At 36.5% G+C, this 13847-nt stretch carries 11 protein-coding genes and 1 pseudogene; 4 read left to right on the plus strand and 8 right to left on the minus strand.

Annotation, left to right across the window (positions count from 1 at the left end; translation table 11 throughout):
- From exsA to nadB, 4 genes and pseudogenes are all read right to left on the minus strand, one after another.
- Positions 1 to 1065 (minus strand): annotated as a pseudogene (gene exsA, locus AC3WVA_RS03635) (spore coat assembly protein ExsA); the annotation flags it as partial.
- Positions 1066 to 1290: 225 nt separating this feature from the next.
- Positions 1291 to 2397: a quinolinate synthase NadA gene (gene nadA / locus AC3WVA_RS03640; RefSeq protein ID WP_098345247.1), complete on the minus strand. Its 1107-nt coding sequence runs from the start codon at positions 2395 to 2397 to the stop codon at positions 1291 to 1293.
- Between the two features lie 30 nt (positions 2398 to 2427).
- A complete protein-coding gene (nadC, locus tag AC3WVA_RS03645; protein ID WP_087957048.1) occupies positions 2428 to 3261 on the minus strand; it encodes a carboxylating nicotinate-nucleotide diphosphorylase in 834 nt (277 codons plus the stop codon).
- Between the two features lie 19 nt (positions 3262 to 3280).
- On the minus strand, positions 3281 to 4810 hold the full coding sequence (gene nadB, locus AC3WVA_RS03650; RefSeq protein ID WP_098519952.1) for an L-aspartate oxidase: 1530 nt from the start codon (positions 4808 to 4810) through the stop codon (positions 3281 to 3283).
- A 152-nt stretch (positions 4811 to 4962) separates the two neighbouring features.
- Here nadB and AC3WVA_RS03655 point away from each other — a divergent pair, with 152 nt between their 5' ends.
- From AC3WVA_RS03655 to AC3WVA_RS03670, 4 genes are all read left to right on the plus strand, one after another.
- Positions 4963 to 6105, plus strand: a complete 1143-nt coding sequence (locus AC3WVA_RS03655) for an IscS subfamily cysteine desulfurase (RefSeq protein WP_098345245.1) — start codon at positions 4963 to 4965, stop codon at positions 6103 to 6105.
- Entirely contained in the window at positions 6105 to 6647 is a 543-nt protein-coding gene (locus AC3WVA_RS03660; RefSeq protein WP_078417860.1) for a transcription repressor NadR, read from the plus strand. Before AC3WVA_RS03655 ends, AC3WVA_RS03660 begins: the two co-directional genes overlap by 1 nt.
- Before the next feature lie 79 nt (positions 6648 to 6726).
- A complete protein-coding gene (locus AC3WVA_RS03665; protein WP_492321783.1) occupies positions 6727 to 7374 on the plus strand; it encodes an MOSC domain-containing protein in 648 nt (215 codons plus the stop codon).
- A gap of 149 nt (positions 7375 to 7523) precedes the next feature.
- A complete protein-coding gene (locus AC3WVA_RS03670; RefSeq protein WP_098345243.1) occupies positions 7524 to 7994 on the plus strand; it encodes a hypothetical protein in 471 nt (156 codons plus the stop codon).
- A 178-nt stretch (positions 7995 to 8172) separates the two neighbouring features.
- Here the strand turns inward: AC3WVA_RS03670 and pheA are convergent, their stop codons facing one another.
- The 4 genes from pheA to AC3WVA_RS03690 all read right to left on the minus strand — a co-directional run bounded on the left by pheA (position 8173) and on the right by AC3WVA_RS03690 (position 13757).
- On the minus strand, positions 8173 to 9024 hold the full coding sequence (gene pheA / locus AC3WVA_RS03675; protein WP_098345242.1) for a prephenate dehydratase: 852 nt from the start codon (positions 9022 to 9024) through the stop codon (positions 8173 to 8175).
- 96 nt (positions 9025 to 9120) lie between these two features.
- On the minus strand, positions 9121 to 11034 hold the full coding sequence (locus AC3WVA_RS03680; protein ID WP_492321784.1) for an ABC transporter permease: 1914 nt from the start codon (positions 11032 to 11034) through the stop codon (positions 9121 to 9123).
- A 49-nt stretch (positions 11035 to 11083) separates the two neighbouring features.
- Entirely contained in the window at positions 11084 to 13006 is a 1923-nt protein-coding gene (locus AC3WVA_RS03685) for an ABC transporter permease (protein ID WP_098345240.1), read from the minus strand.
- Positions 12981 to 13757 (minus strand): ABC transporter ATP-binding protein, encoded by a 777-nt coding sequence (locus AC3WVA_RS03690; protein ID WP_000114530.1) that lies wholly within the window; start codon positions 13755 to 13757, stop codon positions 12981 to 12983. Before AC3WVA_RS03690 ends, AC3WVA_RS03685 begins: the two co-directional genes overlap by 26 nt.
- Positions 13758 to 13847: the final 90 nt, after the last annotated feature.

A 13847-nucleotide genomic window follows, 5' to 3' on the forward strand; every position in this document is an offset into this window, starting at 1 on the left:
CATGATTGGCATGATGTTTGGCACTTGAATATTTGGCGGTATTACTTGTGGGATAACTACATTTTCTTTCGATACATTTGGTGACACGATATTTCCTACATTTTCTTTCTTTACTTGTGGCGATACGATATTTCCTACATTTTCTTTCTTCACTTGCGGCGATACGATATTTCCTACATTTTCTTTTTTCACTTGCGGTGATACGATATTCCCTACATTTTCTTTCTTCACTTGCGGCGATACGATATTCCCTATATTTTCTTTCTTCACTTGCGGCGATACGATATTCCCTATATTTTCTTTCTTTGTTTGTGGTGATACGATATTTCCTACATTTTCTTTCTTTACTTGCGGTGATACGATGTTATTTTTTTTCGTTTGTGGAGAAATAACGTTATTAGGTTTCATCTTATTAATTTGAGGAGCAATTAACTCGCTTCCTTTTTTAATTACATCTGAAATTTTATATTCTTTTTTCGCTTTGATTGGTGGTTGCGGCGGCTGTGGTAACACATTTACCGAAAACTTCGTGTTTTCTTTCTCTGTTGGTTTTTGTTTTTCTATAACAGGTGGTTTTTGAATAACAGACGGTTTTTCAACTGGTTTTTCTATTTGAATTGGCTTTTCTTTTTGCACTTCTTTTTGTGGCTTTACCTGTACTTCTTTTTGCGGTTTCACTTGCATTTCTTTCTGTGGTTTTACCTGTACTTCTTTTTGCGGCTTCACTTGCACTTCTTTTTGTGTTTGTTGCATAGCAGGCTGTTGTGTAATTGGCGCTGATTGATACGTAACTTCTTCCTCATCTTCTATTCCAAGCGGCGTTGGTGTTGCTGCAAATTCTTTTTGTTGCACTTCTTTTACGTATTGTTTTGGAGGTGCTGAACCTGCTCCAGCCTGCTGTTTTACATGAACGCTGTTTGATGGCACTTTAATTTTCATACCTGGCATGATTAGATCCGGATTACTAAGTTGTGTATTGGTTTTTTTCAACGTATCAAAATCCACTCCGTACTTTTTCGCAATTTTCCAAAGGGTATCCCCTTTTTGCACGATATGAATTTTCAAATTTTCCCCCTCCTGTATAACTTATCTATAAGTAACAAATCTCATGAAGTAACTCTTTCTAAATAACATGAACTTCTTTTCACTTTTAACACTTCTTCTATTTCCAATATAGTTTGAAGTGGAATAAGCATAAAAAAATCGCAATGATTTCTTCACAACAATGTATGCCCATTTCTTTCTCGTTATGATTATATGTACGAAAAAAAGCAACGGGAATCCGCTGCTTTACACTCGCTCTAACATACGATTTAATGCAAGTACCGCTTCTTGGGTCACTTGTTTATCTACACTAATAACGTTAATTACTTCTCCTCTTTCTATCGTTTCAAGCGCCCATAATAAGTGCGGCAAATCAATTCGGTTCATCGTTAAACACGGACACATAAATGGATTAAGCGAAACAATTTCTTTATCTGGATGTTTTTGAATAATTCGGTTCACTAAATTCATTTCTGTACCAATCGCCCATTTACTTCCAGATGGAGCCGATTCAATCATATCAATAATATATTTCGTTGAACCTGCATAATCCGAAGCAGCTACAACTTCGTAGCAACATTCTGGATGTACGATAATATTCATATCCGGATGATTTTTCCGTACGTTCTCAATGTTTTTCACTGTAAAGTTTTGATGAACCGAGCAGTGCCCTTTCCATAAAATCACTTGAATTTCTTCTATATCTCCATCGTACTCTAATGAATCTGTATGCGGGTCCCATACTGCCATTTTATCTAACGGGATACCTAAATCGTACGCTGTATTTCTCCCTAAATGTTGGTCCGGTAAAAAGACAAGGCGCTCTTTTTGTGTAAATGCCCAAGATACCATTTGTTTTGCATTAGAGGAAGTTACTGTCGCTCCTCCATTCCGACCGCAAAACGCTTTAATTGCAGCTGTAGAGTTAACGTAAGTTAACGGAATCATCGTATCTCCAAATAATTTTGTGAGCTCTTTCCATGCTCTTTCTGTTTGTTCTATATCTGCCATATCTGCCATTGAACAACCTGCACGCATATCTGGCAAAATAACGATTTGATCATCTGTCGTTAACATATCTGCTGTTTCTGCCATAAAGTGTACACCGCAAAATACAATATATTTCGCTTCTTTATTACTCGCTGCAACTTGCGCAAGCTGAAGTGAATCTCCTGCTGCATCAGAAAATTGTACCACTTCATCTTTTTGGTAATGATGGCCTGGGATAAATAGTGTTTTCCCCATTTTTTCTTTAATCTCACGAACACGCTTTTCCATATCTTCTGTTGTCATCGTGTAATAACGCTCTGGTAATATCGTTTCAATCGGTTGCACTTTTTCTAAAATACTCATATCCCTTTCTCCCCCTCTAAGCCACTTTCCTTACGCCTCTATGTTGAAACTAATATCAAGTGCTTTCACTGAATGTGTTAACGCCCCAAGTGAAATATAATCTACCCCTGTTTTTCCGTATTTCGATAAATCTTCAATTGTAATGCCTCCTGATGCTTCCGTAACGATGGCACTTGGTACAATCTTTGAAAACTCCCGAATCTCATCAGGCGTACGGTTATCAAACATAATAATATCCGCACCAGCAGCTACAGCCTCTCTCACTTGCTCCTCTGTTTCTGTTTCCACTTCTACTTTCACCATATGTCCTAATTTTTCTTTCACCGATGTAACAGCTTTCGTAATAGAACCAGCAAAAGCAATATGATTGTCTTTAATCATCACACCATCATATAAACCGAAACGGTGATTAAATCCGCCTCCGCACACGACTGCATACTTATCAAACATGCGGAGCCCTGGCATCGTTTTTCTCGTATCACAAATGCGTGTATGGCTACTATCTAAAGTACGAACGGCTTTATGTGTCATCGTCGCTATCCCGCTCATACGCTGGATAACGTTTAATATAACGCGCTCTGCCGTTAATAACGAAGCAATTGGTCCTTGCGCAGTCGCTATTATTTCTCCCTTTTCTACAAGATCTCCATCTTTTTTATGAAGCTCTACTTCAATTCTTTCATCAATTAATTTAAATCCTTCTTCAATTACGAAACGCCCCGCAAAAACACCTGTATCCTTCGCAAGAAACGTTCCTTTTGAAAGTAAATTGTCTGGAAAAATAAGCTGAGATGTTACATCTCTTTCTCCTATATCTTCTAGAAAAAATCGATTTAATGCTTCTTTCACTTTTATCGTGTTCATAAAGCCCCTCTTCCCTTCATCACACAAGTTGTAGTTTTCTTTTCACTCGAACAATCTCTTTTTTTACACTATTTCTATGTGGATAATCACTTCGGTAATGACCACCAATGCTCTCTTCTCTTTGCAAAGCTGATACGACGATAAGCTCACAAACTGTCAACATATTAATAAGCGTTATCTCTTCATTTGTAAGAGCATCATGTTGCAATATCATATTTCGAACACCATATTTACTAAGCCATCTCTTTGCATAAGATAAACTTTTCTCTGTTCGCACAATCCCAACATATTTCATCATGCATTCTTGTATTTCTTCTTTCGCCGGCAAATGATTCAGAACGATAAACTTCTTTTCCTTCTCAGCGAAGTTGTTCAATCTGTCTTTTACCGCTTTCGTTAAAATATGTTGTCCTATTCTTTTTCCAAACACAAGACCTTCTAATAATGAATTACTTGCTAACCTATTTGCACCGTGAACACCGTTACAAGCTACTTCACCGACCGCATATAAATTTGGAATGGACGTCTCTCCATCACAGTTCGTTTTCACGCCGCCCATATGAAAATGAGCACCAGGTACGACCGGAATGCGCTTTTCATTTATGTCGACACCATTCTTTTTACACAATGATGATACAGTTGGAAAACGTGCTTCGAAATTTTGGATAGACTCAATGTTCAAATAAACTTTTTCCCCCGCCAAAAGCTGCTCATGAATCGCTCTTGCTACTACATCACGCGGCGCGAGATCATGATCTGGGTGTATATCCATCATAAAACGCTGCCCTTTTCCATTTATAAGAACAGCTCCTTCACCACGGACAGCTTCAGAAACGAGGCCACAACATCGCCCGCCCGCGTATAACATTGTTGGATGAAATTGTACAAACTCTAAATCTACGAGTTCTCCGCCTGCGCGATATACCATCGCAAGTCCATCACCCGTAATTGTCTTATCGTTAGAAGTAAAGGCGTATAAACCGCCAATCCCACCTGTTGCTAATACCGTATAATCTGCAACGTAACGCTTCAGCTTCCCTTCACTATTTCGCGTTAAAACTCCAACACATTTATCATTTTCTATAATAAAATCGAGCACCATTTCCTGTTCCACTACCGTAACGTGCGGAGCTACTTCTTGAATGAAATGCTCTAATAAATTCTTTCCTGTCGCATCGCCGCCTGCATGTAAAATGCGACGCTTTCGATGTGCACCTTCTTTTCCAAGATGAGGACCCGTTTCATCTCCATCAAATTTCATTCCATTTTCAATGAGATGATTCATCTCTTTCGGTCCTTCCTCGACTAAATAACGGACCACATCTTCATTGTTATAATGACACCCTGCTACTAACGTATCTTCAAAATGATCGTTTGGATTGTCATATGTAGCAACCGCTGCGGCAATTCCGCCTTGCGCTAAATATGTATTATTATTACGGTTCGTTTCCTTTGTGATAATAATCACATTCTTTTCGTGACAAATCTCTTTCGCAACACGAAGTGCCGCAACGCCACTTCCAATAATTAAGACATCTGCACTTGGCATAATTGTTGCCTCCTACTTTACACTTTTCAACTGTCTTGACACCTATATTTACATAGTTTTAAAATAATGACAAGAGTTTTTTTATAATTGTTATTTTCACTACCATTTAAAAAATAATAGAAATGTAACTCTTACTAGGGAGAGGAACTTACATGATGATATATCTTGACTATGCAGCTACTACACCTATGAGTGTGGAAGCATTACAAACATATATGAAAGCAGCATCGGAATACTTCGGTAATGAGCAAAGTTTACATGATATTGGAGGAACAGCATCTTCTTTATTACAAGTTTGCAGAAAAACATTTGCTGACATGATTGGTGGAAAAGAACAGGGGGTATTCTTCACGAGCGGCGGCTCAGAATCTAACTATCTTGCGATTCAATCTCTTCTAAATGCCCGAAATAAGAAACATATTATTACGACACCTATGGAACACGCATCCATTCGAAGTTATTTTCAATCCTTACAATCAGAAGGGTATACAATTACTGAAATTCCCGTTGATAAAGATGGGCGAATTCATTTAGATGATTTAGAAACAGCTATTACAGAGAATACTGTTCTAGCAAGCATACAGCACGGAAACTCTGAAATCGGAACCATCCAAAACATCGCAGAGATTGGAGCACTTTTAAAAAAATATAACGTTTTATTTCATTCCGATTGTGTGCAAACATTCGGTAAGCTTCCTATCAATGTTTTTGAGATGGGGATTGATAGTCTTTCTATTTCAGCACATAAAATATACGGACCAAAAGGTGTTGGCGCTTGCTATATAAATCCGCAAGTTCGCTGGGCACAAATATTTCCGGGAACTTCTCATGAAAAAGGGTTTCGTCCAGGTACAGTAAACGTTCCTGGCATCGCATCTTTTTTAACAGCTGCTGAGAATATATTAAAAAATCAACAGGAAGAAAGTTTACGTTTTAAAGAGTTACGATCCTATTTTTTAGAGCGATTACAAGCACTTCCTCTAGAAATTGAAGTAGAAGGTCATTCTACTTCTTGTTTACCACATATTATTGGGGTTACAATAAAAGGAATAGAAGGTCAATATACAATGCTAGAATGTAATCGCCGCGGTATTGCCATTTCTACCGGAAGTGCTTGTCAAGTCGGTAAACAAGAACCTTCGAAAACAATGCTTGCAATTGGAAAAACGTATGAAGAGGCAAAACAATATGTCCGCTTCTCTTTCGGGCAACAAACAACGAAAGATCAAATTGATACTACTATTCATGCACTACACACAATTGGAAATCAATTTTATAGAGGTGTTAAATCATAATGAAACAAAATGACCAAAAAAAGATTTTAGGTGAAGAAAGACGACAGCTTATCCTTCAGTGGCTTCTCGCTGCAAATGAGCCGTTATCTGGGAATGAACTATCGAAGAAGACAAACGTAAGTAGGCAAGTGATCGTGCAAGATATTTCCTTACTTAAAGCAAGAAACGAACCAATTATTGCAACTGCTCAAGGCTATTTATATTTAAAACCACAAGAGAAACAACAAGCTTTCGAACGCGTAATTGTATGCCAACATAAGCCAGCAGAAGTACGTCAAGAACTTACAATGCTTGTTGACCACGGCATCACGATTAAAGATGTAAAGGTTGAGCATCCTGTATACGGTGACTTAACAGCATCCATCATGGTAAGCAATCGCTTTGATGTAGAGCAATATTTACAAAAAATCGAAAACACAAATGCTTCCTATCTTTCGCAACTAACGGATGGTATTCACTTACATACAATTGAGGCAGATTCAAAAGAAAAGTTAGATGCAGCTTGCGAGGCACTAGATAAAGCAGGATTTCTCGTTTATTAATGTAAAGCACAGAGTTTTTATCATTCTCTGTGCTTTTTTAATGCTATAATATTGTAATCAATCGTAAAGGAGATCAAATATGGGAATTGAACTCGTTCACTTTAGCATTGGCAAGCCGAAACAAATGAAATATAGCGAAGATAAAGAAATGATTACCGGTATATGTAAAGAACTTACCGAAGAAGCTTTCCTATCAAAAGATGGCTTCCTTGGTGATGATGTAGCAGATTTAAAACACCACGGTGGACCTGATCGCGCAGTTTGTGTGTACTCACACGAGCATTACGCACTATGGGAAAAAGAATTCCACACAACACTTCCAGCTTCCGCATTTGGCGAAAATATTACCGTAACAAATATGTTAGAGCGTGATGTTTGCATCGGAGATACATACAAGTTAGGTAAAGCGATTATTCAAGTAACACAAGCGCGCGTACCTTGTAGCACGATTTCAAAACGCCTCGGTATTCCTGGCATACTGCCGCGCATTGTAGCAACTGGATTTACTGGCTACCTTTGCCGCGTTCTTCAAGAAGGTACTGTACGTAAAGATTCAAAAATTACATTACTAGAACGTCAACCGAGCAATGTTTCTGTTTTGTTCTCTAACGAAATTTATTTTCATAATAGAAAAGATAAAGATGGCATTGAAAAGATTCTTGCTGTTCCAGAACTAGCCGATATTTGGCGTGGTCAGTTAGAAGATCGTCTTGTGAAGTTAAAATAAAGAATCCCACCAGGTAAAACAGTATTGGGTCCATCATACTAGATGGACTCTTTTTATTTTCTCTTCCTTTACGTCCAAACATATAAAAATATATTTCATATTATATATGGACAACCTTTAACCCTTATATATGAAGGGAGTGATTAGTTATGGCAGATTACTTCTTAAAAAATGGAAAAAAATATTATAAGAAAAATGATCGTCCATGTAATTCTTCAAATTCAGATTCAAATAACTGTTTTATACAGAACTATACTATTTTCGGTACGGGAGATACCCCTCAAGATCTTGATATAACAACTGGAATTCCTCGAACTGTATTTGAAAACTTCACTAAAAATCATAATAAGACACTTATTAAATTTAGTTTCAGTCCTGCATTTGCAACAACGATTAGATTAACAATTGCAAGATTAAACCATCGCTCTCCTCTTACATTTACCTTATCACCAGGAGATATTAAAACATTTTTAGTAGAAGATGTTGAGAGTATTACTTTCTCAGATACTGTAGCTCCATCTACCCTTAATCTATTCATACAACAAACGAATTGTATTTGCTGCAGTAATTCAAACAATGATGAATCCTATTATTATAATAGTTGTAATGATGCGTACTAAAAACACGAAAAAAGAGTGACCTATTCCTAACAGAAAGCCGTCCTAGAATCTCTTTTAGGACGGCTTCTTTATTTTGCTAGCTTAATTACATCACTTGCTTCAATAGAATCGATAGCTTACTCTGCCTCAAACCGATAAATAGCTTTTCATTTCAAACAAGTTTAACAACCGCTCCCCTTTACAACCAATAAGAAGAATAACTCCCAAGCACAGTAACCGAAAAACCAAGTGCTTCAAGTTCCATCGTTACGCCTGGCAATAATACATCATCATATGCTTTATCGACATCAATCAAGAAAAAGTAATTTCCAAGACCTGTTTTCATCGGACGCGATTCGATTTTTGATAAGTTTAATTTTCTCCATGCAAAAGCTGATAACACTTGATATAGCGCTCCTGCATAATCAGCGGGTAACGTTATCATAAGCGTCGTTTTCTCTCCGCGGTTTTCTCCGTTATTTGAGAGTATTGCTTTCTTTTTCTTATGGAGCACGAGGAAGCGTGTATGATTATTTTTATGCGTATGAATGCTACGTCTTACGATCGTTAATCCATATTTTTCTGCAGCTGCTTCATTTGCAATAGCAGCAATTTTTTCTTCAGGATGTTCTTTCACATATTGCGCAGCTGCACTTGTTGATGTCATATCTCGGACAGTTACCCCTTTTAACTCTTCATTTAAAAATTTATGACATTGCGCAATAGCGTGTGGATGAGAATGCACTGCATATACTTCTTCCCACACTTGTGCATACTGCGGATGTACAAGTAGGTGTTGCTGAATGGGTACTGTAATTTCTCCTACAATGGAAAGCGGCTGCTCATGTACGAGGTAATCAACTGTTATATTCACTGAGCCTTCTATGGCATTTTCTAGTGGTACCACTGCATAATCTACATTTCCATTTGCAGCTGCATCAATGCAGTCTGGAATCGTTCGATACGGTACATGCTCTGCTTCCGAAAAAAAACGACTCACCGCCATATTTGTAAATGTTGCTTCTGGTCCTAAATATCCTACTCGAATCATCGTCTTTTCCCCTCTTTTTCGTTTTCTTACTGTTATACCATACTTTTTTATATTCTTCTATGTAAATTTCGAATATTAAAAAAAGACTAGCATTTGCTAGTCTAAATGTTTCCTATATTCTCTTTGGGCGAAGAAGAAATACATGATACATGCAGCGATATAAAACAGAATAAACAAGCCTACTTTTCGTAATGAACCATCCATAAAGAGCGTATTATGAAACGTATATAACGCAACTGCACTATGCATACTTCCTACTATAATTGGCGCAAAAAAGAGCATACACAATTGCCAGCGAGAAACCTTCCAAACTTCTTCCTTCGTCATTCCAAGTTTAGAAAGTGCCCCGTATTGCTTTCGATCCGATGCAATATTATGAAACCATTTAAAATATACGATACTACATGAAGTAAGAAAAAATAATATACTAATGAATGAACCTATAAATAGAGTAATATTGCCGAACTCTTTCATATTCACATATAACTCCATATTACTTCGAAATGCGTTATTATCATCTTGTTTCATATGTTTCCGTAAATCTTCATTTAATTTTTTCGTATTTTCGATATTTGGTAATGTGTATCCTCTATATAACATTTTTTCAGAATCCGGAACCTTATTTGCTATACTGTCAAAATCTTCATCATTCATAACGAAAAACAAACCGTTAATGTGCGCGAGATGATAATTAAATTGCGCCCCTTCTTTCTGACCGTTAAATACGAATGGATACGTTTGGTTCATTACTTGTAATTGAATCTCTTTTTGATTATATACATTCGGATACCTACTTTTATTATAATAAACAAGTGTTACAGTTCCTTTTTTCGGATGATACGTTTTCTGTTTTTGTTTTCTTGCCTCCTGATTGTATTCACTTTCTTTAATGAGCGGCGCTACTTCTGTTTCTCCCTTGTTGGACTGAAAAGATGCATACACTCCAACAAAACTCATAAATTGAAAATCATCATATCCATATTGATGCAGTAATTGTTCAATCGTACCTTCCTCAAAGACTTCATGGGTAGAAACACCTTTTTCTATGTATGAAAATGAGTGTGCGCCCCCATCTCGCCACATATCTTGCATGCTAGAAAAATATAAGAACACCGTACCTGTTGCCGTAACTACAAATGTCGTTGCCATAGAAAGCATAAAGAAAAAGCGACCATTTTCCTTCATGCGATGTGACAATTGATTCACTATAAATAAATACGGATATGTATACATAATCTTTTTATTTCGTTTAATCATTTCTATTATTTGAGCAATGCCGTGTGTAAAAGAAAAATACGTTCCGAAAAAGACAAGTATAGAAACAGGAAAAAAGTATAACGCTATCGTTGGCATCGTCGCTTGTAACGCTAACGTATATCCTATCCCTAAACAAATAAAGCCAAATATACAAAGCCACATTGATGTGTTCTTCTCTTTTTTATCTGTTCGAAATTCTTTCAATAACCGAATGATTTTTATGTTCCATATACGTAAAGCACTTATAAAAGATAATAGGATAAAAACAACCATATATGTAATAAACGTTACCCCAATTGCTCCCACGTCAAATATGACAGGGAGTTCTTTCGGGAGACGCATTAGCATGCTAAACACCATAAAAAAGAGTTTCAAAAAGATCATGCCAAGCCCAATACCGAAAATATTAGCAAATACCCCGATTAATATTTGCTCGGTCATAATCACGCCAATTACGTTAGATTTCGTTGCTCCCATTAACATATATAACCCTAATTCTTTCTTACGTGCCTCTATGAAAATAGAAGTAGAGTACAAAATAAATATGACAAAAAAAGAAATGATAATAACATTACATATGATAAGTCCCCAGCGTACGTTTTGATACCACATCGTCTCCTGCATATACGGATGTACAATGACAGACATGTATGCAAAAGACGCAAATATCGCAAAACAACTACTTAAGAAAAACACTTTATAATTACGCCAATTCCCTTTTATATTTTGCAGCGCTAGTTGCCGAATGTTCATCTATCGTCCCCCTATAACTTACTACATAGGCAAAAAGCTAGAGGTTTCTCTAGCTTTGCACGTGTTTCAAATATCCTCTTTGCGCGATCATAAAGTAAATCGCAGAAGCTACAACGTATGCTCCAATTACAAGCGCACCTGATTTCCATAAATCGAGATAAAGCATTTTCCCTAACGTATGAAGAGCAAACCCACTATGAATGGCACCGATTACAATTGGGATAAAGAAGATAACGCCCATTTGTCGAATTGCAATTTTACGAATTTCTTTATCTGTCATACCGATTCTCTTTAACGATTTAAATTGAATACGATCTTGCTCTTTATCGTTAAACCATTTAAAGTATGTCATACTACAAGCGAAGAAGAAGAATAGTACCGCTACGAAGAAACCGATAAACATTGTAATTGCTCCTGACTCCCTTATATTTTTATAAGCGAGCACCGAGTTATTTAATTCCGCTTGCTTATCTGGTGCAACTTCCTTTTTCAAATCTAACACAAGGTCTTCTGTACTTTTCCAGTCTTCTATATAATAACCGTAATATTTCGTCTTTTCTTCATCTGGTACGAGTTTTGCGTATTTCTCAAAATCTTGATCATTCACAATGAGGTATTCACTATCATTAAAAACAGAAAATGGAGTTGGCTCATTTAATTGAACAGACTGAGTTTGTCCGTTAATTTTAATTTCATACGGTTTCGTACGATCTATCTTCATCATATCGTTCGCCATATCCATTATGACCATCGTTGCACTGCCTGGTGCATTATGAACTTCTCTAACTTGCTCTCTCTTTTGTTTACGTACTTCAGCGTTATATTCTTTTTCTGAAACAATCGCCATTGGCACTTCATGTTCACTGTTAAACATTGTGATTTTTTGAGTTCCAGGAAGTTTTATGTACGTTACTTCTCGCGCATCTTCAAACCCATGTTTTTTTATTAATTCTTTTGTTTTTCCTTCTTTGATGACATTATGCGTATGAATGCCTTTTTCCTCATACGAAATAGCGTGCGGGGTACTAGTTACTGCCTTATAACTCATATCCTCAAAAAATACGTACAGTGTACCAACTGCTGACGATACAACGGCCGTAATGATAGAAATTACAAATAAAAAACGAGCATTGTCTTTCATTTTATAAATCAGATTGCTAAGTACGAACATATTTGGGTATGTATAAAAAGATTTTTTTCGTTTTTGTAACGCCTTTAATACGACTGTACTACCTTGTGTAAATAGCAAATAAGTTCCGCCTATCGTCAGCCCTACAATCGGTAAAAACAGAATGATAAAATTCATAAATGTTACTTGGAAGCTAAGTACATATGCAACAATAATACATCCTATACCAACTACACATAACCATGTAAATGCAAAAGGTTCTACTTTTTGTTTTCTTGCTTCTCTTAATAAATCAATAATTTGCAAGCGTCCTACTGTCCAAACGCTAAACAATGATAAGATTAAAAATAGAATAAAGTATACACCTGCTGTAATGAAAACTGCTTTACTATTCCATACGAGTGGAAGTGTTTTATCTATTTTCAATATTACACTTAATGCTTGGAAAAATAATTTTGAACAAAGCATGCCAAGCCCGATACCTACTACAATGGCAATACTACCTAACATAAGTTGCTCTAATATAATCATTCGGCCAAGTTGAGATTTCGTTCCACCTATTAATGTTAATAGACCAAACTCTTTTTTCCTTGCTCGTAAAAATGTTGAATTTGCATATAAAATAAAGAGTGCTGAGAAGATGACTACAATATAATTCATCGATTCTAACCCTTTTGAAATCATCGCCCTCATACTAATATTACCGCCTACAACATCTGGATGATAAATGAAGGAAGCATACATGAAAAATACGACTATCGATAAACAACTACTTATAAGAAACGCTTTATAATTACGCCAATTTCCTTTTACATTATTAAGCGCGAGCTGGCGAAAGTTCATGATATTCTCCTCCTAGCATCGCAAGTACGTCCAGAATTTCTTGGAAAAAGGCTTGCTTCGTTCTCCCTTTATGAATTTCTGAGAAAATCTCTCCGTCGCGAATGAATAGAATACGTTCGCAATAACTCGCCGCTACTGGATCATGCGTTACCATTGCAATTGTCACTTTCTTTTGTTCATGTAAGTCTTGCAACGCGCTCATTAATGATTTTGCTGACTTCGAATCTAAGTTTCCCGTTGGCTCATCTGCTAAAATTAACGTAGGCTCATGAATAATCGCTCTCGCTGCTGCTGCACGTTGTTGTTGCCCACCTGATACTTCATATACTTTTTTATTTAATATTTCTTCGATATTTAAAAACTTTGCAATCTCAAGCACTTTTGCATCGATTTCATTTACAGATTTCTTCGCCATGACAAGCGGTAAAATAATATTTTCTTTAATCGATAACGTATCAAGCAAGTTAAAATCTTGGAAGATAAATCCTAAATGTGTACGGCGAAACTCCGCTAATTTTGCAGCACGCATTTGATTAATTTCTTCCCCATTTACAAGCACATGACCTGAAGTTTGCTTATCAATTGTCGCCAATAAATTTAAAAGCGTCGTTTTCCCGCTTCCCGAAGGACCCATAATCCCTACAAATTCGCCTTCTTCTATTTTAAAATTTATATCATTTAAAGCAGTCGTCGCTACTGAACCTTTTGATTGGTACACCTTCGTTAATCCTTTTACTTCAAGAACACTCATTTCTAATCCCCCTATGTGTTTTCTTCTTACATTTACTATAAGAAAAATAAGAAAAAGAAACGAGTGATTTCCCTTACAAAACGTTTTGTT

Source organism: Bacillus sp. EB106-04-02-XG92 (genome assembly GCF_058791995.1).

Bases quoted from the DNA above. Each gene is read 5' to 3' on its own strand.
- AC3WVA_RS03690 (WP_000114530.1), bottom strand. From the start codon at position 13,757: ATGAGTGTTCTTGAAGTAAAAGGATTAACGAAGGTGTACCAATCAAAA.
- nadC (WP_087957048.1), bottom strand. From the start codon at position 3,261: ATGAACACGATAAAAGTGAAAGAAGCATTAAATCGATTTTTTCTAGAA.
- AC3WVA_RS03685 (WP_098345240.1), bottom strand. From the start codon at position 13,006: ATGAACTTTCGCCAGCTCGCGCTTAATAATGTAAAAGGAAATTGGCGT.
- AC3WVA_RS03660 (WP_078417860.1), top strand. From the start codon at position 6,105: ATGAAACAAAATGACCAAAAAAAGATTTTAGGTGAAGAAAGACGACAG.
- nadB (WP_098519952.1), bottom strand. From the start codon at position 4,810: ATGCCAAGTGCAGATGTCTTAATTATTGGAAGTGGCGTTGCGGCACTT.
- AC3WVA_RS03665 (WP_492321783.1), top strand. From the start codon at position 6,727: ATGGGAATTGAACTCGTTCACTTTAGCATTGGCAAGCCGAAACAAATG.
- AC3WVA_RS03670 (WP_098345243.1), top strand. From the start codon at position 7,524: ATGGCAGATTACTTCTTAAAAAATGGAAAAAAATATTATAAGAAAAAT.
- AC3WVA_RS03655 (WP_098345245.1), top strand. From the start codon at position 4,963: ATGATGATATATCTTGACTATGCAGCTACTACACCTATGAGTGTGGAA.
- pheA (WP_098345242.1), bottom strand. From the start codon at position 9,024: ATGATTCGAGTAGGATATTTAGGACCAGAAGCAACATTTACAAATATG.
- AC3WVA_RS03680 (WP_492321784.1), bottom strand. From the start codon at position 11,034: ATGAACATTCGGCAACTAGCGCTGCAAAATATAAAAGGGAATTGGCGT.
- nadA (WP_098345247.1), bottom strand. From the start codon at position 2,397: ATGAGTATTTTAGAAAAAGTGCAACCGATTGAAACGATATTACCAGAG.